This window comes from Ferdinandcohnia sp. SAFN-114 (assembly GCF_059415045.1).
In genome coordinates this window covers 1-20539 of sequence record NZ_JBPFDQ010000097.1, presented here as the reverse complement: position 1 = coordinate 20539, position 20539 = coordinate 1, and the positions used below count along the sequence as shown (strand labels likewise).

Annotated in this window: 19 protein-coding genes; 17 read left to right on the top strand and 2 right to left on the bottom strand. The window is 37.9% G+C overall.

Features of this window, described 5'->3' with window-relative positions; genetic code table 11:
- Positions 1-122: 122 nt before the first annotated feature.
- The 8 genes from ACR65M_RS22710 to ACR65M_RS22675 all read left to right on the top strand — a co-directional run bounded on the left by ACR65M_RS22710 (position 123) and on the right by ACR65M_RS22675 (position 8674).
- Complete coding sequence (locus tag ACR65M_RS22710; protein ID WP_440274501.1) at positions 123-284, top strand: hypothetical protein; 162 nt, start codon at positions 123-125, stop codon at positions 282-284.
- Positions 229-1761: a sulfatase family protein gene (locus ACR65M_RS22705; protein WP_440274499.1), complete on the top strand. Its 1533-nt coding sequence runs from the start codon at positions 229-231 to the stop codon at positions 1759-1761. Before ACR65M_RS22710 ends, ACR65M_RS22705 begins: the two co-directional genes overlap by 56 nt.
- A gap of 27 nt (positions 1762-1788) precedes the next feature.
- Entirely contained in the window at positions 1789-2937 is a 1149-nt protein-coding gene (locus tag ACR65M_RS22700; protein WP_341332574.1) for an SIS domain-containing protein, read from the top strand.
- Between the two features lie 20 nt (positions 2938-2957).
- Positions 2958-4103, top strand: a complete 1146-nt coding sequence (gene nagA, locus ACR65M_RS22695; RefSeq protein WP_341332573.1) for an N-acetylglucosamine-6-phosphate deacetylase — start codon at positions 2958-2960, stop codon at positions 4101-4103.
- Between the two features lie 33 nt (positions 4104-4136).
- Positions 4137-5012: a tagatose-bisphosphate aldolase subunit GatY gene (gatY, locus tag ACR65M_RS22690; RefSeq protein WP_440274498.1), complete on the top strand. Its 876-nt coding sequence runs from the start codon at positions 4137-4139 to the stop codon at positions 5010-5012.
- Between the two features lie 324 nt (positions 5013-5336).
- Positions 5337-6281, top strand: a complete 945-nt coding sequence (pfkB, locus tag ACR65M_RS22685) for a 1-phosphofructokinase (protein ID WP_440274497.1) — start codon at positions 5337-5339, stop codon at positions 6279-6281.
- A gap of 94 nt (positions 6282-6375) precedes the next feature.
- On the top strand, positions 6376-7635 hold the full coding sequence (locus tag ACR65M_RS22680) for an anaerobic sulfatase maturase (protein ID WP_440274496.1): 1260 nt from the start codon (positions 6376-6378) through the stop codon (positions 7633-7635).
- 76 nt (positions 7636-7711) lie between these two features.
- Positions 7712-8674 carry a formylglycine-generating enzyme family protein gene (locus ACR65M_RS22675; RefSeq protein ID WP_440274495.1) on the top strand — a complete coding sequence of 321 codons (963 nt, stop codon included), beginning with the start codon at positions 7712-7714 and terminating at the stop codon, positions 8672-8674.
- 60 nt (positions 8675-8734) lie between these two features.
- On the opposite strand, the gene ACR65M_RS22670 is transcribed toward ACR65M_RS22675, so the two are convergent.
- The gene (locus ACR65M_RS22670; protein ID WP_341332563.1) at positions 8735-8980 is read right to left on the bottom strand and encodes an HPr family phosphocarrier protein; all 246 of its coding nucleotides are present in this window, start codon (positions 8978-8980) and stop codon (positions 8735-8737) included.
- Between the two features lie 350 nt (positions 8981-9330).
- On the opposite strand from ACR65M_RS22670, the gene glpK reads away from it, so the two are divergent.
- From glpK to ACR65M_RS22650, 4 genes are all read left to right on the top strand, one after another.
- On the top strand, positions 9331-10821 hold the full coding sequence (glpK, locus tag ACR65M_RS22665; protein WP_440274494.1) for a glycerol kinase GlpK: 1491 nt from the start codon (positions 9331-9333) through the stop codon (positions 10819-10821).
- A 174-nt stretch (positions 10822-10995) separates the two neighbouring features.
- The gene (locus tag ACR65M_RS22660) at positions 10996-12612 is read left to right on the top strand and encodes a glycerol-3-phosphate dehydrogenase/oxidase (protein ID WP_440274500.1); all 1617 of its coding nucleotides are present in this window, start codon (positions 10996-10998) and stop codon (positions 12610-12612) included.
- 374 nt (positions 12613-12986) lie between these two features.
- Positions 12987-13130 (top strand): hypothetical protein, encoded by a 144-nt coding sequence (locus ACR65M_RS22655; protein ID WP_440274493.1) that lies wholly within the window; start codon positions 12987-12989, stop codon positions 13128-13130.
- Positions 13131-13382: 252 nt separating this feature from the next.
- Entirely contained in the window at positions 13383-15113 is a 1731-nt protein-coding gene (locus ACR65M_RS22650; protein ID WP_440274492.1) for a phospho-sugar mutase, read from the top strand.
- A 61-nt stretch (positions 15114-15174) separates the two neighbouring features.
- Here ACR65M_RS22650 and ACR65M_RS22645 read toward each other — a convergent pair whose 3' ends face one another.
- Positions 15175-15414 (bottom strand): YhdB family protein, encoded by a 240-nt coding sequence (locus ACR65M_RS22645; RefSeq protein ID WP_099353313.1) that lies wholly within the window; start codon positions 15412-15414, stop codon positions 15175-15177.
- 199 nt (positions 15415-15613) lie between these two features.
- Between ACR65M_RS22645 and ACR65M_RS22640 the strand changes: the two genes are divergently transcribed.
- The 5 genes from ACR65M_RS22640 to ACR65M_RS22620 all read left to right on the top strand — a co-directional run bounded on the left by ACR65M_RS22640 (position 15614) and on the right by ACR65M_RS22620 (position 20449).
- Positions 15614-15970, top strand: a complete 357-nt coding sequence (locus ACR65M_RS22640) for a DUF3889 domain-containing protein (RefSeq protein ID WP_341332560.1) — start codon at positions 15614-15616, stop codon at positions 15968-15970.
- A 138-nt stretch (positions 15971-16108) separates the two neighbouring features.
- A complete protein-coding gene (locus ACR65M_RS22635; protein ID WP_341332559.1) occupies positions 16109-17518 on the top strand; it encodes a SpoVR family protein in 1410 nt (469 codons plus the stop codon).
- 140 nt (positions 17519-17658) lie between these two features.
- Complete coding sequence (locus tag ACR65M_RS22630; protein ID WP_440274491.1) at positions 17659-18015, top strand: putative zinc-binding protein; 357 nt, start codon at positions 17659-17661, stop codon at positions 18013-18015.
- 104 nt (positions 18016-18119) lie between these two features.
- Entirely contained in the window at positions 18120-18539 is a 420-nt protein-coding gene (locus ACR65M_RS22625) for a universal stress protein (RefSeq protein ID WP_341332557.1), read from the top strand.
- A gap of 431 nt (positions 18540-18970) precedes the next feature.
- Positions 18971-20449, top strand: coding sequence for a SulP family inorganic anion transporter (locus tag ACR65M_RS22620; protein ID WP_341332556.1), 1479 nt, complete (start codon positions 18971-18973; stop codon positions 20447-20449).
- The last annotated feature ends 90 nt before the right edge of the window (positions 20450-20539 follow it).

Below are 20539 nucleotides of genomic sequence, written 5' to 3'. Positions count from 1 at the left end.
TGCCATACAGACACACCTCGTTATAGTTGATATATTTATTATAACAATCTGTGTCTACTTTTTAGTCTAGCATCAGAGTTATTAATAACAATCCTTTTTTGCTTCCATTAATCAAGGAGAAAATGGAGGAGTACTGTATTCCAGACCAGAAAGCAGCTGTCAGCCGATTGCATTTAAGTCAATCGAAGGGTGATGCTGGTGTTCTTGGAGCTGGACTGAGAGTTTTTGATGGGATGCGAGGAGATACCAGTGAAAAAACCAAATATCTTATTAATCACGAGTGATCAGCAGCATTTTGACACGATTGGAGCTTTTAATTCTGAAATTCAAACCCCCAATCTAGATCGTCTAGTGAAGGAAGGTATTACGTTTCAACGAGCGTATTGTCCCAATCCAACCTGTACGCCATCACGAGCATCAATCATAACAGGAATGTATCCGAGTCAGCATGGTGCATGGACTTTAGGAACCAAATTATTAGAAGACCGCCATACAATTGGAGAATACTTACAGGAAAACAATTATCGTACTGCTTTAATAGGGAAGGCTCATTTACAACCAACCAAAACAACAGATGAATACGAGTCCGTTGAATCCTATCCACTATTAGCAGATTTGGAGTATTGGAAGAGCTTTGATAAAGAATTTTATGGGTTTGAACATGTTGAACTAGCACGAAACCATACGAATGAACATCTTGTAGGACAACATTATGCTTTATGGATGGAAGAAAAGGGATGTGAAAATTGGCGTGACTACTTTCTTTCACCAACAGGTAACATGGACCCAAATATAAAGTATAAATGGGATATTCCGGAAGAGTACCATTATGATACGTGGATAGCAGAGAGGTCAAATGCTCTACTAGAAGATTACGTAAAAAATGGTGAGAATTTCTTCTTGTGGTCTAGCTTTTTTGATCCACACCCACCATACCTTGTACCAGAACCGTGGGATACAATGTATGACCCGGAACAATTGACCATACCAACAGGAAAAGAAGGGGAGCATCAGCAAAATCCCCCACATTTCCAAATGACCCAAGAATTAAACCCTGATTTCAGCTCTTACATGGAGACTGGCTTTGGAATTCATGGCTACCATACTCATCGTGACATTGACGAAGAAAACCATAAAAAGCTTACAGCTACCTACTACGGCATGATAAGTATGATGGATAAATATATTGGAAAAATTCTTGATAAGCTTGATGAACTAAATATCGCTGACAATACGATTATTGTCTTTACAAGCGATCATGGTCATTTCTTTGGGCAGCATGGGCTCCAGTATAAAGGCGGGTTTCATTACGAAGATTTGATTAAAGTACCTTTTATTGTTCGCTATCCAGGGAAGATTCCTGCTGGAGTTGTTTCAAATGCTTTGCAATCATTGGTAGACCTCACACCTACATTTATGGATTTTGCAGGTTTAAAGATTCCTAGCGAAATGACTGGTGTTAGTCAAAAGGAAGTTTGGAAAGGAAATCTAAGTAGTGTTCGTGACCATATCATCTGTGAATTTCGTCATGAACCAACGACTATTCATCAAAAAACATACGTAGATGAGAGGTATAAACTTACAGTCTACTATAACCAAACATATGGGGAGTTATTTGATTTACAAGAAGACCCCAATGAATATAACAATCTTTGGAATCATCCAGATTACACTACTTTGAAAATGGAACTGTTATTGAAATACATTTGGGCTGAATTGGGCAATGAACCACTTCCTATGCCACGAATATCACATGCATAACAATGAATATAGTTGGGAGATGTACTTATGTTGAAATTAGAAGGCGCTACACATACTGCTTCCGAAATTTTCCAGCAACCAGTTGTTTGGAAAAAGTCAATTTCACTTTTTGCTCAAAAAAAGGATGAATATAAAGGTTTTCTACAGGACATATATTCAAAACACGAAGTTGTTAAGGTAATCCTAACTGGGGCAGGTACTTCAGCGTTCATCGGTGATATACTTGCACCAATATTTAAACGAGAAGGTAAAAATAAGGTCTTTTTTGAAGCTGTAGCTACAACAGAAATTGTATCTAATCCAAGCGAATATTTAGTTTCAGAAATACCGACCATTCTCGTTTCGTTTGCGCGTTCTGGAAATAGTCCAGAAAGTGTAGCGACTGTTAATCTAGGTCAACAATTAATTAACGATTTTTATCAAGTCGTTATTACTTGTAACAAAGACGGACAGCTTGCTCAAAACGTAAAGGATGACAAGGATAGTCTCGTTATCTTACTTCCTGAAGAAGCGAACGACAAATCATTAGCGATGACGAGTAGTTTTTCTTGCATGCTGTTAATGGCTTACGCCTTGTTTACAAACAATCCATCTTTTGAACAAGAAATGGATCTTGTGATTGAAAATGGAAAACAATTAATTCAATCAGTGGAAGCATCAGTAGACAGTGTGTTGGAATCTGAGTTTAATCGTATCATCTATCTTGGTTCTGGATTACTTGGCCAATTAGCTCATGAAGCTTCATTAAAGATGCTAGAGCTAACCGCAGGAAAAGTAGTCGCAACATTTGAATCTTCTTTGGGTTTTCGTCATGGTCCCAAATCAATTCTTAATGATCAATCAGTTGTTGCATTATTCCTATCAAGTGATCCTTATACAAGAAAATATGATCTTGATATTCTTAAGGAAATTGCAGGAATTCCAGGGGTTAAAGTCATCGTATTAACAGAAAAAATAGATGAAACAGTAGAACAATATGCAGATTGGAAGTTCTCGGTGAATACATCTCGAGAATTACTGAGTAACGACTTTTACTTAGCTTTATTATATATCGTCTTTGCCCAAACATTAGCCATGAAAAAGTCTATCAATCTAGGCATTTCACCTGATAATCCAAGTCCAAATGGAGTCATTAGCCGTGTTGTTCAAGGTGTAACAATCTACGATTATGAGTGAGCTGTAAAGGAAGAATGACAATGACATACTATTTAAAAGCTGAAAAATATCTGCTAGAAAATGAGGAAAAAAAGGGTGGCTACTTGGTAATTGATGACGGGAAGTTTGGGTCTATTGTGAGCCAGGTTCCGGAGGATGCAGAAATCATTGATTACAGTGGTTACACGATTGCTCCAGGGCTATTTGATACTCATATTCACGGTATTAAAGGAAATGACATTATGGATGGAAAGGTAGAAGTAGTCAAAGAAATCTCAAAGACACTCCTTTCTCTAGGAGTGACTCGCTTCTTACCGACTACATTAACGTCATCAAAAGATGACTTGGACCGTGCAATAATTGCAATTCGAGAAGCGGTAGAAGAAGGTCTTCCAGGTGCCCAATCGGAAGGAATTTTTTTAGAAGGCCCATATTTCACTGAACTTCACAAAGGAGCGCAAAATGCTAGCTACTTCCGAGATCCAGATATTAAAGAGTTTGAATATTGGCAAGTATTAGCGAATGGATCTATTAAAAAAATAGCAATTGCACCAGAAAGAGAAGGGGCTTTTGAGTTTATTCGAAAAGTGAGTAAAGAAGGTGTATTAGTGAGTATTGCTCACACTGATGCAACTTATGGATGCTGTATGGAAGCTGTGGATGCGGGGGCAAGGAATTATGTCCATTTATTTAATGGAATGACTGGATTACATCATCGAGAACCAGGTGTCGTTGGGGCAGCTTTAATAGACGACAGAGCTTATGCTGAACTAATATGCGATAGCTTTCACGTGCACCCGGATGTTTCCTCGTTAGCATTACGAATCAAAGGGGAAAAATTACAACTGATTACAGACTGTATGCAAGCAGGATTAATGCCGGACGGCAATTACCAACTTGGTGAATTTCCAGTAGTCATGAAAGATGGAATAGCCCAACTTGAAGGCGGTTCCCTAGCAGGGAGTACGTTGAAGTTAATTAATGGAGTAAAAAACCTACAAGAGTGGAGTAACGAGCCTTTATATAAAATCTGGCATCTAGGCTCATTAACTCCGGCTGTGAGTGTAGGGAGAGATATGATTCTGGGTAGCATTTCATCAGGTAAGGTTGCTGATTATGTTGTTATAGATGAACAATTTGAGGTTCAGGCTACAGCAGTTGCGGGCGAAGTAAAGTATCAGAAATAAAGGGTTAAAAAATCTAATAAAGGGTGATGAAAATTGGTATCTGTTCAACCAAAGAGTTTAATACAAAATACAAAAGAAATGTTGTTAAAAGCAAGTCGTGAGAATTATGCAGTACCAGCATTTAATATTCATAACCTCGAAACGATTCAAACGGTTGTTGAAGCTGCTGTGGAATTAAGGTCTCCTATCATTCTAGCAGCGACTCCAGGAACGATGAACTATGCTGGACGATCTTATATTCAAGCGATTGTAGAAGTAGCTGCAAGAGAAAATGACATACCAATTGCGCTGCACCTTGATCACCATGAAACTTATGAATCTATTGTAGAGTCCTTAGAATTAGGAACAAAATCAGTGATGATTGATGGCTCACATTTATCATTTGAAGAAAATATTGCGCTTGCAAAAAAAGTGGCTGAGAAGGCTCATGAATATGGTGCTACTGTTGAAGCTGAGCTTGGGAAATTAGTGGGACAAGAGGACGATCTTATTGTTGAAGCAAAAGATGCAGTTTATACTGATCCGGATACTGTCGAAGAATTTGTAGCACGAACAGGTATTGACTCACTTGCAGTTGCAATTGGAACAGGCCACGGATTATACGAAACAAAACCAAATCTTGATTTTGCCCGCCTTGCTAAAATTAAGAGTTTGACCGATGTACCAATTGTGCTCCATGGTGCATCAGGAATTTCTAAAGAAGATGTTCAAAAGTGTATTTCCTTAGGCTGTGCTAAGGTAAATATCTCAACAGAACTAAAAATTCCTTTCTCAGCTGGTTTGCGAGAACATTTGATTGCAAACCCACAAGAAACAGATCCAAGAAAATATTTTGGACCAGCAAAAGCGAAAATGAAAGAAGCAGCAATTGAAAAAATCTTAATCTGCATGAGTAACGGAAAAGCATAACTTTTTTCAGCAGAATTCCTTTAACTATTAAAGGAGTCGTACTTTGCGTATGGGTTCAAACCCAACTGAATAAAGTTATAGCCTCCGGCAGATGCTACGATTTTTCAAAGGAAATTTTTCGAGCAGAAAGATTAAAGACTAAGAGCGCCACATCCTGTGGCAACGTTTTTATGATCCACCTCGTGTGGGGCTAAAAATCAGGCGCAAATTACGCCAAGGCGAATTTGATTTTGAATTAGGTGAGGGATCGAAACCTATGTGTGTATATATGCGCAAGGAGAGTTCCTCGCCTTTTTTGATAAATAGAAATAGAGGTGCATATTCATGATTTTAACCATTACTTTAAATCCTTCTGTTGATATCAATTATAAGATGGATTATTTTTCATTAGATAAAGTAAATAGAGTCAATACTGCCGGCAAAACAGCAGGTGGTAAAGGACTAAATGTAGCCCATGTACTAAGGCAATTAGAGGAAGAGACTGCTGCTTCAGGTTTCTTGGGAGGTAGTTTGGGTGAATTTATTCGAAAAGAAATAAACAAAAAGGGAATTAGGGACTTTTTTGTGGAAATTGGAGGCGATACCCGGAACTGTATTGCAATAATTCATGAAGGCAAGCAAACTGAAATCTTGGAAGATGGTCCGGACATCAGTGAAAAAGAATCAAACGAATTCTTAAAACAATACTCAGAAGCAGTACAGCAGTCAAATTATATTACAATCTCAGGAAGTACTCCACAGGGAATAAACGACGAGTATTACAGCGATTTAATCGACATTGCACATCAGTTTCAAAAACCTGTTTTATTAGATACAAAGGGTTCATTACTAAAAGCAACATTGCGAGGTAACAATAAACCTTTTTTAATTAAACCCAATCAAGATGAATTAGGTGACTTATTCGGAAAAAGGCTGACAAGCGAAAAAGAAATTTTCTCAACTTTACAAAAGGATCTATTTCAAGGAGTAGAATGGGTTGTCGTCACACTAGGGGGAAATGGTGCAATTGTAAAACATAATGAGAATATATACCGAGTTCAAATACCGAAAGTAAAGGTTGTAAATCCTGTTGGCTCTGGTGATTCAGTTATCGCTGGTTTTGCAGCGGGGTTATCGCGCGGTTTAAAGGAAGATGAACTTATTAAATTTGGTCTTGCAATGGGAACATTAAATGCTTTGGAAGAGCAGACAGGAAGTGTTGATGTGACTAAGATTACTTGGTGTGTAGATTCGATAAAAGTAGAAAAAATAGAGGAGTTAGCCGTATAGAAGCTGAAAACCTTAAGTCTATGTGATTAACATCACCGTAGCTTTTTATTCTTTTTAATAATATAAGGATAAAAGGATAAGGTGGGAAAGTTGAATGAGTGCCTGTGGAATAGGAGCAACAAATCTTACAGGAGTTCTTTGGAAAACAGTTTCAGAGGCTTGTAATCTAGCATGTGATTATTGTTACTATAGCAAGTGTAAAGGTAAGATTGATCAATTAAATAAAATTGAGGATGAAGTACTTGAAAAGTTTATTAAAGAATATATGGCCATGTCAAACGGTGTGGCTTCTTTCGTATGGCAAGGTGGAGAGCCCCTATTAGCAGGGCTAGACTTCTTTAAAAAGGTAGTCTCACTTCAGGCCAAATATGCAAAACAGAATACAATCATAAGCAACTCCGTTCAAACAAATGGAACATTAATCACGAGAGAATGGGCAAAGTTTTTTAAAAGATACAATTTCTTAGTTGGTGTTAGTCTCGACGGTCCTAAACATATTAATGATGCAAAGCGGGTTACAGGTTCAGGTGGTGGTAGTTTTAACTCCATTATGAAAGGCATCCAGTATTTAAGAGATGAGAAGGTAGATTTTAATATCTTAACTGTCATCCATGAGGGAAATGTTACAAAAGGGAATGAATTAATGGAATTCTATCTGAACGAGCAATTTCAATATATTCAATTCATTCCTTGTATGGACTTTAAAGCACAGGAAGTTGGACAATTAGGAAGGTATACGATTACACCAAAGGAGTATGGTGATTTTCTATGTCAAGTATTTGATAGTTGGTATAATGACGGAAATCCAATTATCTCTGAACGATTTTTCGATAATATGTTGGCCGTCTATCTTCATCAAGAAGCAGAGATCTGTATTCACCGAGTGACTTGTCCAAAAACATTAATTTTGGAACAAAATGGGGATGCGTACCCCTGTGATTTTTACATACATGACGATTTTTACTTAGGCAATGTGGGAAAGGATCCGCTCAACGATATTATTAACCAAAAGAAATTTAATGAATTTACTCGTTTAAAAGAAAATCTGTCAGAGCAGTGTTTGAACTGTGAATTTCTCCACCTATGTCACGGAGGTTGTCCAAGAGCTCGTAGTTGGGACCCACAGAAACAAACAGTCAATGTTGAATATTTTTGCCAAAGCTATCAACAAATTTATCAATATGCTCATGAAAGAATGCAAATGGTAGCAGAAAAAATAAAGGAAAGAAAACTAGTAGAATATCTCCAAAGTGGAGGAAAGCTTCCCGAAAGAAATGATCGTTGTATTTGTGGAAGTGGAAGGAAGTTTAAGAAGTGTTGTGAGAAATATAAGCCACAATATGCCTTAACTTAATTAACTCCAATTCAGGACTTTCAACAGGACATTTTCGAACCATATCGAATTTTAATAAAGAAGGGGGCGTGACAGCATGAGCAAGGTAGTAGGGTCTTGTTGTTCAGTTAGTCGAACAGAAGGTAAAACACGGGAGACAAATGCTTCATTAATGACTATGGATAAAGTGAAAAACCATTCATCGATCGACGGCATGGTCTACATCCCAGGTGGAGAATTTTTAATGGGAACTGACCTGAAAGAAGGATTTCCTGCCGATGGAGAGGGGCCAGTTCGTAAAGTAAAAGTGAATCCTTTTTATATGGATACTTATGCTGTTACCAATGCACAGTTTGCAGAATTTGTGAATGATACTGGATATAAAACAGAAGCAGAAGTATTCGGTTGGTCATTTGTTTTCTATCAGTTAATATCGAAAGAAGTAGCGAAGACCGTTAAAAATCAGGTAGCATCGACACCTTGGTGGTGGGTCGTAGAAGGTGCCTATTGGAAAAAGCCTGAAGGGGTAGATTCCTCGATTGACAATCGAATGGACCACCCAGTTATTCATATTTCATGGAATGACGCTATGAAATATTGCGAGTGGGCTGGGAAGCGACTTCCAACTGAAGCAGAGTGGGAATTTGCAGCAAGAGGAGGTTTAGAGCAAAAAATTTATCCGTGGGGAGATGAATTAACCCCTAATGGTGACCACCTTTGTAATATATGGCAAGGGAATTTTCCACATGTAAATACAAAATTAGATGGCTATTTATCCACTGCACCCGTCTCAGAATTTCCACCTAACGGTTATGGGTTATATAATATTGTAGGGAATGTATGGGAGTGGTGTGAAGATTGGTTTAGCCCCACTTTTCATGTGTCTGATACAGGAGATAATCCGAAGGGACCGGCTACTGGGCAAACAAAAGTAATGAGAGGTGGATCTTATCTTTGTCACCACTCGTACTGTAATCGTTACCGGGTTGCTGCGAGAAGTTCGAATACACCAGATAGCTCAACTGGAAATCTCGGCTTTCGCTGTGTGAAAGACATATGACTAAATAACCACAATCAATATCAATAACTGATATCGATTGTGGTAATATTTAAATAGAAATTAAATAAAAGTCTCAAGCCACTCTAATGTTTCCTCTTCATCTGGACCCTCAATTTTAACAGTTATAATCTGTCCTTCACGAATACCTGCCCCCATTAACCCTAAAATACTTTTGGCATTGTATGATCTATTTTTAAACTGAAATTCAACATCACTTGTAAACCTACTGAGATTCTGAACTAATTCCCCTGCTGGCTTAGCGTGTAGTCCTTCCTTGATCGTAACTGTAACTTCTTTTTCAATCAAAGCATTCCACTCCTTACAAGAGTTAATTTTAAAATGAACATTACTACTTTTATTCTGAGAAAATAATTTTAGACCTAAAAAAGCACCTCTTCTCAGGTAGAAAAAAACATGTAAGCGTGTTAATTTTAAGTAAGGAGAACGTTTTAACTTGATTCAGAAGAAGTTTCTACTTCTATAAGTGGGGATGAATGCAATTTTGAGTACTCAATTTAGTGATGGGTCCAAATTCCGTCTGAATAAAGTTAAAGCCTTCGGCGGATGCCACGATTTTTCAGAGGTAGTTTTTCGAGCGAGCTCGAAAAAAATCGGGCGCAAATACGCCAAGGCGCATTTGATAGGGGGGCTATAAATTGGAAAAATACATACTTTCACTTGATCAGGGTACCACGAGTTCACGCGCCATCTTATTTAATCAAAAAGGTGAAATAGTACATGTTGCGCAGAAGGAATTCACGCAAATTTTTCCAAAACCAGGCTGGGTGGAACATAACGCAAATGAAATTTGGGGTTCGATTTTATCGGTCATGGCATCAGTTTTATCCGAGGCAAACGTAAAAGCGGAGCAAATTGCCGGAATAGGGATTACAAACCAACGTGAGACGACGGTTGTATGGGACAAAGAAACAGGCCAGCCTGTGTACAATGCAATTGTGTGGCAATCCCGTCAAACAGCTGATATTTGTGAAGAACTAAAAGAAAGAGCATTAAGTGATACATTCCGTAAAAAAACTGGGCTATTGATTGATGCTTATTTTTCAGGGACAAAAGTGAAATGGATTTTAGATCATGTAAAAGGAGCACGTGAAAAAGCGGAGAGCGGGAAACTTCTATTTGGTACAATTGATTCTTGGATCATATGGAAGCTGTCAGGTGGGAAGGCTCATGTAACAGATTATTCTAATGCCTCCCGAACCTTAATGTACAACATTTACGAGTTACAATGGGATGATGAGTTATTAGGGCATTTAACAGTACCTAAGTCGATGCTCCCAGAAGTTCGCCCATCTTCAGACGTGTATGCAACCACAGCTCCTTATCATTTCTTTGGTCAAGAGGTGCCAATTGCAGGTGCAGCGGGTGACCAACAAGCAGCTCTTTTCGGGCAAGCTTGTTATGATAAAGGGATGGTTAAAAACACATATGGAACAGGCTGCTTTATGCTGATGAATACCGGTGAGAAAGCAGTGCCTTCTAAGCATGGATTACTAACAACAATTGCATGGGGGATTAACGGAAAAGTTGAATACGCCTTAGAAGGAAGTATTTTCGTCGCAGGTTCCGCTATTCAATGGCTTCGTGATGGTCTACGCATGTTTAATGATGCCAAGGACAGCGAAGGCTATGCTGTCAAAGTGGATTCAACTGATGGAGTATTTGTAGTGCCGGCATTTGTTGGACTAGGCGCTCCATATTGGGATAGTGACGTTCGTGGGGCTGTGTTTGGCCTTACACGGGGGACTTCAAAAGAACATTTCATTCGAGCAACTTTAGAATCATTAGCCTACCAGACAAAGGATGTCTTAACGGCCATGGAGGCCGATTCTGGCATATCGTTGAAAACGCTTCGTGTAGATGGTGGTGTTGTTAAAAATAACTTCCTTATGGATTTCCAATGCGGAATTTTAGGAGTTCCAGTCGAACGTCCTGTAATCAATGAAACAACAGCTTTAGGGGCTGCATACTTGGCTGGCTTGGCAGTTGGTTATTGGAAGGGTCAATCAGAAATTTCTAGTAAATGGGCGATTGATCAAACATTTGAACCAAAAATGAGTGAGGAAAAGCGTAAAGAACTATATAATGGTTGGAAAAAGGCAGTACAGGCTGCCATGGCATTCAAATAAAAGTTATGCTATCATGAAGATAAGTTAATCATTCGGTAGGAGATTAGGGAGAGACCGCAGGAGCATTGTCACTATGTGAACAATGACTTTTGTGGTCTCTTTTTCTACCTCTTTTAAGGAGTGGAGATCGTGACACAGTTCTCAAGTATAAATAGAAGTTCAATCTTAGCGGATATGGAAAAGGAGGTTCACGATTTATTAATAATTGGTGGTGGAATAACGGGTGCAGGTATTGCACTTGACGCTACTACACGTGGACTTAAAACAGCGCTTGTTGAAATGCAGGATTTTGCTGCTGGGACATCCAGCCGTTCCACAAAGCTGGTCCATGGTGGCCTTCGCTATTTAAAACAGTTTGAAGTCGGATTAGTGGCCGAAGTAGGTAAGGAAAGGGCCATTGTTTATGAAAATGGGCCACATGTGACAACTCCAGAGTGGATGCTTTTACCCCTACATCAAGGTGGTACTTTTGGAAAATTTTCAACATCCATTGGCCTAAGGGTTTACGACTATTTAGCAGGTGTCAAAAAGTCAGAGAGAAGATCCATGTTAAGTGCTGATGAAACTCTTGTAAAAGAGCCACTTATCAAAAAGGAAGGTCTTAAAGGTGGAGGCTATTATGTTGAGTATCGTACAGACGATGCGCGCTTAACAATTGAAGTGATGAAAAAAGCCATCGAAAATGGCGCAAAAGCGGTCAACTATGCCAAGGTAGAATCATTTATCTATGAGGATAAAAAGGTAAAAGGAGTAAAGGTTGTAGACCAACTTACAGGAAAAGAATACAAAATTTACACAAAAAAAATTGTCAATGCAACAGGGCCATGGGTTGATAAAATGAGAGAAGCCGATAATTCGAAAAAAGGGAAAGTATTGCGTCTAACAAAGGGGGTTCACATTGTACTTGATCAATCCAAGTTCCCGTTAAAACAAGCGATTTATTATGATACACCAGATGGCCGAATGGTATTTGCAATCCCACGTGACGATAAAACATATATCGGAACAACCGATACTTTTTATGACAAAGATACCGCACATCCAACGGTTACATCAGAGGATCGTGCGTATTTAATCAATACAATTAACTATATGTTTCCAAGTGTAAATGCGAAGGAATCTGATATTGAATCGAGTTGGGCTGGTGTACGACCATTGATCTACGAGGAAGGAAAGGATCCTTCCGAAATATCCCGTAAAGATGAAATTTGGATTTCTGAATCAGGTCTCATCACAATTGCAGGTGGAAAATTAACAGGTTATCGTAAAATGGCGGAAACCGTGGTAGATAAAGTTGGAGGGCTTTTACAAGAAGAAGGGGTAACTACACTTAAAACTTGTCAAACAAAAAACATGGCTATATCTGGTGGAAATGTTGGTGGCTCGAAAAACTATCCATCATTTGTGGCTAAAAAAGTTGAGAAGCTCATGAACGAATTCCACCTTTCTCGAGAGAATGCTCAAAAATTAACGCATTTGTATGGATCAAATATTGATATTGTTCAGGGAATCATGGTCGATTTTAGCGATAGAGCAGATGAAGAGACTTTGCCAGTACTTGCGTCATTGGAATATGGAATTCAATATGAAATGGTTACAAAACCAATCGATTTCCTTATTCGTCGCACAGGTGCGATGTTCTTTGATATCGATTGGGTCAATCAATGGAAACAACAGATTATTGCCTACATGGCCGAAAAGTTTAACTGGACTGCCGAAGAACAAAGGGGCTATGAAGCCGAAGTTGAAGCTTACATTAAAGACGCAACCGAGCCAACTGAAGAAAGATAATAATTGCTGTAGACAGACGGAGAAATCCGTCTGTTTTTTGACTTTCAGGGAATTATAAGGTCCCACCATGTGATAATAGTGAAACGGCGCTAGGTTAAACAGGTACGTAACTGGAGGATATTAGGAGACAGAGAGGTAGTAAACCAGTTAAAGAGGTATGCATATGGATTATATTAGGAAACAGCGAGCTAGTAAACCAGTTAAAGAGTATGCATATGGCTTATATTAGGAAACAGCGAACCAGTAAACCAGTTAAAGGGGTACGCATCTGGATAAAATTAGGAAACAGCGAACCAGTAAACCAGTTAAAGAGGTATGCATCTGGATAAAATTAGGAAACAGCGAACCAGTAAACCAGTTAAAGGGGTATGTATATGGATAAAATCAGGAGACGGCGAACTAGTAAACCAGTTAAAGGGGTATGTATATGGATTATATTAGGAAACAACGAACCAGCAAACCAGTTAAACAGGCACCCATCTGGAAAAATAAGAAATAATGAACAGCAACCGCCTTAAACATGTACCACCTGTAAAGTTAAAAGAGAACAAACTTAGTGGTCCTTATTGTACAAGAACGATTGGGATCATAACAGGAATCCCTACTAAAAATCATAAACTTCATTTGATCAACCTAGCCTTTTTACTCATTTTCATAAGAAACAAGACAAACTTTGCTAAATTAATTGGAAAAAGACAGGATTTTATATAGAATAGGTAGAAGATAAAACAAAGATATTAACAATACAACTGTAATTGGGGGCATCGAACATGAGTTGGATGGAAAAGTATAACCAATGGCTAAATACGCCGGGGTTAGATGTAGAAATCAAGAATGCGTTGCTTGAAAAAAAAGACAATCAAAAAGAACTTGAAGATTGCTTTTATAAAAATCTCGAGTTTGGAACTGGTGGAATGCGTGGAGAAATCGGACCAGGGACAAACCGTATGAATTTATATACCGTAAGAAAAGCTTCAGCTGGGCTTGCAGCATTTATAGAGACATTTGGTGAAGAGGCGAAGCGCCGTGGGGTTGCTATTGCATATGATTCTCGTCACAAATCACCTGATTTTGCAATGGAAGCTGCAAAAACCCTTGCTACACATGGAATTCAAACCTATGTATTTGATGAACTTCGACCTACACCAGAATTGTCATATGCGGTTCGTCATTTAGGTGCTTTTTCAGGAATTGTCGTGACAGCAAGCCACAATCCACCAGAATATAATGGGTATAAGGTATATGGCTCAGATGGTGGACAACTTCCACCAGAAGCTGCTGATACAGTGATTGAAAAAGTAAATGCAATTAATAATGAGCTTGATTTAGAAGTCGGTAATGAAGAAGAATTAAAGGCTTCCGGACTTATTAAAATGATTGGTTCAGAAATTGATAATGCCTATACAGAAAAACTAAAAACGATCTCAATTAATCCAACGCTTTCTCAGGTTGGTGTCAAGGTTGTGTTTACTCCACTCCACGGTACTGCTAATAAGCCCGTTCGAAATGGCTTAAAAGCATTTGGATACGAGAATGTTACGGTGGTAAAGGAACAAGAGCTTCCTGATCCAAATTTCTCAACTGTAAAATCACCAAACCCAGAGGAGCATGCAGCTTTCGAATTGGCGATTAAAGAAGGTAAAAAGATTGATGCTGATATTTTAATTGGAACAGATCCAGATGCAGACCGTTTAGGGGTAGCTGTTAAAGATGACAATGGTGAATATGTCGTATTAACAGGAAACCAAACAGGTGCTATTTTGCTGCATTACATATTATCAGAAAAGAAGAAACAAGGTGTTCTTCCAGAGAATGGTATTGTTCTTAAGACAATCGTTACATCTGAAATTGGACGAGAAATCGCAAAATCATTTGGCCTTGATACAATTGATACACTTACGGGATTTAAATTTATCGGTGAAAAAATTAAGGAATTCGAACAAACAGGAGAATACAAATTCCAATTCGGTTATGAAGAAAGCTATGGTTACTTAATTGGAGATTTTGCTCGTGATAAAGATGCAGTTCAAGCTGCATTATTAGCAGTAGAAGTTTGTGCTTTTTACAAAAATAAAGGCATGACAATGTATGAGGGCCTAATGGAGATTTTTGAGAAATATGGCTATTATCGTGAAGGCCTTGAATCCTTAACACTAAAAGGAAAAGAAGGGGCAGAGCAAATTAATAACCTTCTTGCAAGCTTCCGTAGTGAACCGCCAACAATTGTTGCTGGACGTAAGGTAACACTTGTTGAGGACTATAAGGAAAGTGTCCGAACCAACGTTAAAGAAAGTCAAAAAGAAGAAATCACTCTTCCAAAATCAAATGTTTTAAAATACTTCTTAGAAGACGGTACGTGGTTCTGCCTACGACCATCTGGAACAGAACCTAAAGTAAAATTTTATTTTGGAGTTAAAGGAAGTTCACTTGAAGATAGTCAACAAGCTTTACATGACATTTCTAAAGATGTGATGGAACAAGTTCATAATACATTAAAATAAAAACAAGGCCCTCGGGTCTTGTTTTTTTTCGATTAAAATGAAGTGGGGATTTTCACCCCACTTACATATGTGCAGCTAATTCTTCCATGCTTTCTGTGGATGCATGGTCTATATACCGTAGTAAAGAATACAACTGTCTCTCGATAACAGAATAATCTTTTTCAAAATTATAGGCATGTAAAAAGTGTTCAATTTTTTTTGAAAGGAAATCATCCTTTGTTCGAACCATCAATATAAGTAGGTTGTCCCACTGGGAACGATGCGTGTAATAAAGCGCTTTGTCATAGTCAACAGTATTCACTGCTTTTCCCTCCTTCTAAGGAGTTGATTATAGTGTGTGGAGAAAACAATTTTTTTCTCTCTGTAAATCTTGGTCAAGAATCCAAAACAAATATGAATACATAAAAGCTCGAGTTTTGTTTAATTGGAAAAAATAAAGTGATTAATATCTCAAGGAATAGCACAAAATACAATTGATTTTTACATAGGAGGTATGGAAGGTGACAAAAAGAGTATTGATTTCAATTTTCTGTAGTATATTTCTATTAGCAGGAGGCGGTATGGTAAGCGCACAACAGAAGCCACCACAAAAACCACCACAGCAGGAACAACCGCTTCCAACGGATTATGAAAAATGGGGTAAAATTGCAATTGATGTGGCAAAATTAAATTATCCAGACAGCAAAATTAGTGATTATCAGTATAAGGGACGAGAAAATCTTACTAATACACAATCAAAAGATACTTTTGAATTGAGAGTACAAACCAAAGACCGCACTTTTACAGCAAAAGTGATGATCTTGTTTAATCCACAAACAGAGTCCCTTTTATCGTTAAGCATCGAAGAAGTAAAATAAGGAACAACCATCTGGCCACAATTCACTGAACGAATGTGGCCTCTTTTGCGTTAAAAACGTGTAACAACAAAATCCCCTTTCATCATTTTGACCAATGACTCATAAATTGTGATAAGGACGAAAAGGGGGAGATCAACTGTGAGAGATTCTGATCGCAAGAAGCTAGAGTATGCAATTGATGAAATCACAGAAATTGCAGAAGGCTTTGGACTGGATTTTTATCCAATGAGATACGAAATTTGTCCTGCTGATATTATTTATACATTTGGCGCCTATGGGATGCCTACTCGATTCTCGCATTGGAGCTTTGGAAAACAATTTTATCGAATGAAGCTGCAATATGATTTAGGATTAAGTAAGATTTACGAACTCGTTATAAATTCAGATCCATGTTATGCGTTTTTACTTGATTCTAATTCCCTTATTCAAAACAAACTAATTGTTGCCCATGTACTAGCACATTGTGATTTTTTCAAAAATAATATCCGTTTTAGTAATACAAAACGAGATATGGTTGAAAGTATGGCAGCTACAGCGGAACGGGTGAAACATTATGAACATGTATACGGAAAACTTGAGGTCGAAACATTTTTAGATGCAGTATTAGCTATCCAAGAGCATATTGACCCTTCCCTTATGAGGCCAAAGCTTTCTTGGAGCCTTGAGGATGAAGAAGAAGAAATAAAGCGAAAGCCGTCACCATATGATGATTTATGGGGCTTAGATAAAAAGGCGGCAAATGATAAACCAGTTGCACGTAAGAAAAAGAAATTTCCGCCACAGCCTGAAAAAGATATTCTTCTATTTATTGAACAATACAGTCGGGAACTAGAGGATTGGCAACGCGATATTTTAACAATGATGCGCGAGGAAATGCTGTATTTTTGGCCGCAGCTTGAAACCAAAATTATGAACGAAGGCTGGGCTTCATATTGGCACCAACGCATTCTCCGAGAAATGGATCTTACTTCTGATGAAGCCATTGAGTTTGCGAAGCTCAATGCAGGTGTAGTGCAACCATCAAAAACAAGCATTAATCCATATTACCTAGGTTTAAAAATCTTTGAGGACATAGAGGAACGATACAATAATCCAACAAAGGAAATGAAGGAACGTGGTGTTCAGCCAGGATCTGGGCGTGAAAAAATCTTTGAGGTTCGTGAAGTTGAATCAGATATATCGTTCATTCGAAATTACTTAACGAAGGATTTAGTCCTACGTGAAGACATGTATCTCTTCCAAAAGCAAGGTCGAGATTATAAAATCATTGATAAACAATGGACGCAGGTTCGTGACCAGCTCGTAAACATGCGTGTCAACGGTGGATTCCCGTATATCACTGTAAACGATGGTGACTATCTAAAAAGTGGGGAACTCTTCCTAAAACACTGGTACGAAGACATAGAGCTTGATTTAAAATATCTTGAAAAAGTACTTCCTTACATTTATCAATTATGGGGCAGACCCGTCCACATGGAAACTGTACTAGAAAATAAATCGGTTGTATTTACGTATGATGGAAAAACAGTGCATAGGAAGTATGTCTAAATAGAAAGAAGCTGCCTAATGGGTAGCTTCTTTTATTATTAGAATTTATTGCAAAAATCTAAAAATGGTGATGTTCCTCACAGAAAAAGTAAGGTAAATAAACTAAAATAGATTCCAATTATAAAGGGAGGGAATAGAGAGTGGAAAAAAAGAAATTACCTTTAGTGTATTCTTGTTCAGGTTGTTCGTCCGCTGCACAAACAGCAAATACAATAGCTATAAAGATGGATCGAGAAAATATAGCTGAAATGTCTTGCATTGCAGGTGTAGGCGGAGATGTAAAACCACTTGTAAAAACAGCAAAATCAGGAAGGGATATCATTGCGATTGACGGTTGCCCACTGGCATGCTGTAAGCATATTTTGGCTAGACATAACATCGAGACTAAGCATCATTTTGTATTAACAAATTTTAATGTTCCCAAAAAACAACATGAAGATCCGGACCCCCGACTAACGTTAGATACTTACAATAAGATTTTGGAGATAACTAGATAAAAGTCCTATAGTAATTTCAAAGTCGTAAAAAAATTAAAGTAATAAAGGAAAATGTGTATATTGTAAGGAATTATATAAGAGAGCATTAAATAGGGAGGTCAATTATGTACAACAAAATCCTATTAGCTGCAGATGGTTCTGAGCACTCTATACGTGCGTCCGAAAATGCAATAATGCTTACAAACGGAAAATCTCATCCTAAAATTGAAATCGTATATGTAGTCGATCACAATAAAGTCAAATCCGATGTATTAGAAAATTGGAATGCTCCGGATATAGGTGATAAACGAAGATTCCGATTAAGAGAAATAGAACAATTAATGAGGAAATCAGGAGTTTCTTATGAAATAACTTTTCTCCATGGCGAACCAGGACCTACTATTGTAAATTATGCGAATAAAAATCAGTTTGATCTTGTCATCATTGGAAGCAGAGGATTAAATGTGCTACAGGAGTTTGTACTTGGAAGTGTTAGTCATAAAGTTGCCAAGCGTGCAAATTGTCCAGTGCTAATTGTAAAGTAAAATTGAGTAAAGGCAGTCAGTGCTTTATAAAAAAGAACTGACTGTTTTTTTATTTGGTACTGCACTAAAAACTACCATATAGAATTAAGATTTTTATTAAGTCACAGTGAAAATGAGAGAAAACAGTAGAATAAGGAAGATGGATCAATATGTTTGCGTTTACATAACATTTTCACAAATTAGCAATAATCCGCTATACTATGATTTGTTAAAGACGGACCCGACTTTCATGAGAGTTGAAAGTCATTAGAAAGCGAAGGCAATCATTTTGAGACAAACGGACTGATATGAACCTGAAGGAGATAAGGAAATACGGCGAGGAATCGGGCCGATGTTAGGCTTTGTGTACGGAAGGTAAGAGGAGTCTTGATAGTAGCTACTTGCTAGAGCTAGACAAAAAAATGATAAACAAAATAGAAAGAGGTGCTGATTTGAATATATCAACATTTAAAACTGAATGGTTTGGCAATGTGCGAGGAGATATCATGGCAGGGATTGTTGTTGCACTTGCTCTAATTCCTGAGGCAATTGCCTTTTCACTGATTGCAGGAGTAGACCCCATGATAGGGCTGTACGCCTCATTTTGTATTGCAGTCACAATTGCGTTTGTTGGAGGAAGACCTGGTATGATTTCTGCAGCAACAGGTGCAACTGCATTGTTAATGGTAACATTGGTTGCAGATTATGGACTCCAATACTTACTTGCTGCAACGATTTTAACGGGGATTATCCAAATTATCATGGGTGTGTTAAAGCTTGGAAGACTTATGAAATTTGTCCCTCGTTCAGTTATGACTGGTTTTGTGAACTCACTGGCAATCCTTATTTTTGCAGCTCAATTACCGCATTTTGCTGGTGAATCATGGCAAATGTACGCAATGGTAGCGGGGGCATTAGCGATAATTTATATCTTCCCGCGCTTTACAAAAGCTGTTCCATCACCATTAGTGGCGATCATCGTTATGACAATAATTGCAGTATTAACCAATAGTGGAGTACGTACAATAGGAGATATGGGGGAACTACCATCAACATTACCGATCTTTTTACTACCTGATATTCCATTCAATTTTGAAACATTAAAAATTATTTTCCCTTATTCTTTATCAATCGCAATTGTTGGATTAGTGGAGTCTTTACTAACAGCTACGATTGTTGATGATATGACAGATACAGAAAGTGATAAAAATAAAGAAGCACGTGGGCAAGGGATAGCAAATATCGTTTCTGGTTTATTTGGCGGAATGGCAGGTTGTGCAATGATTGGACAATCTGTGATTAACGTTAAATCGGGTGGTCGTGGAAGGCTTTCTGCGTTTGTAGCCGGATTGTTTTTAATGGTCTTAATCTTAGTACTTAAGGACTTCCTAGTTCAAATTCCAATGGCAGCCCTTGTTGGGGTGATGTTCATGGTTTCAATCGGAACGTTTGACTGGTCTGCATTACGTACTCTTCATAAGGTTCCAATCACGGATACTATTGTTATGATTGTTACAGTGATCACAGTTATACAGACACATGACCTATCAAAAGGTGTTTTAGTTGGAATCATTTTGAGTGCAATTTTCTTTGCTTCTAAGATTTCAAAAGTAAAAGTTTCAAGTCTTTCAGCTAAGAATTCGCAAAAGAAAATGTACCATGTTTCAGGGCAGTTGTTCTTCGCTTCTGTTACTGATTTTGTTAATAGCTTTGATTATAAAGAAGATGTAAAAGAAATTGATTTAGACTTATCAAGTGCTCACCTTTGGGATGACTCTGCGGTAGGGGCAATTGATAAAGTCGTCTTTAAATATCATCAAAATGGCACTAAAGTAAACATTAAAGGATTAAATACAGAAAGCAATAAATTAGTTGAGAAGCTTGCAGCATACAAGACACCAGGTGCTCTTGAAAAAGCAGGAAATCAATAAGGTAGGGGAAACACTGAACTGACCTAGCCAAATGAGACATATATAAAACACCTATCCATATTAAATTTAACACTTTTTCATTAATTTGAT

What these genes read in the sequence shown, in the direction of transcription:
- ACR65M_RS22710 (WP_440274501.1), top strand. Translation starts at nt 123, where the DNA reads ATGGAGGAGTACTGTATTCCAGACCAGAAAGCAGCTGTCAGCCGATTG.
- ACR65M_RS22705 (WP_440274499.1), top strand. Translation starts at nt 229, where the DNA reads ATGGGATGCGAGGAGATACCAGTGAAAAAACCAAATATCTTATTAATC.
- ACR65M_RS22700 (WP_341332574.1), top strand. Translation starts at nt 1,789, where the DNA reads ATGTTGAAATTAGAAGGCGCTACACATACTGCTTCCGAAATTTTCCAG.
- nagA (WP_341332573.1), top strand. Translation starts at nt 2,958, where the DNA reads ATGACATACTATTTAAAAGCTGAAAAATATCTGCTAGAAAATGAGGAA.
- pfkB (WP_440274497.1), top strand. Translation starts at nt 5,337, where the DNA reads ATGATTTTAACCATTACTTTAAATCCTTCTGTTGATATCAATTATAAG.
- ACR65M_RS22680 (WP_440274496.1), top strand. Translation starts at nt 6,376, where the DNA reads ATGAGTGCCTGTGGAATAGGAGCAACAAATCTTACAGGAGTTCTTTGG.
- ACR65M_RS22675 (WP_440274495.1), top strand. Translation starts at nt 7,712, where the DNA reads ATGAGCAAGGTAGTAGGGTCTTGTTGTTCAGTTAGTCGAACAGAAGGT.
- ACR65M_RS22660 (WP_440274500.1), top strand. Translation starts at nt 10,996, where the DNA reads ATGGAAAAGGAGGTTCACGATTTATTAATAATTGGTGGTGGAATAACG.
- ACR65M_RS22655 (WP_440274493.1), top strand. Translation starts at nt 12,987, where the DNA reads ATGGATAAAATCAGGAGACGGCGAACTAGTAAACCAGTTAAAGGGGTA.
- ACR65M_RS22650 (WP_440274492.1), top strand. Translation starts at nt 13,383, where the DNA reads ATGAGTTGGATGGAAAAGTATAACCAATGGCTAAATACGCCGGGGTTA.
- ACR65M_RS22625 (WP_341332557.1), top strand. Translation starts at nt 18,120, where the DNA reads ATGTACAACAAAATCCTATTAGCTGCAGATGGTTCTGAGCACTCTATA.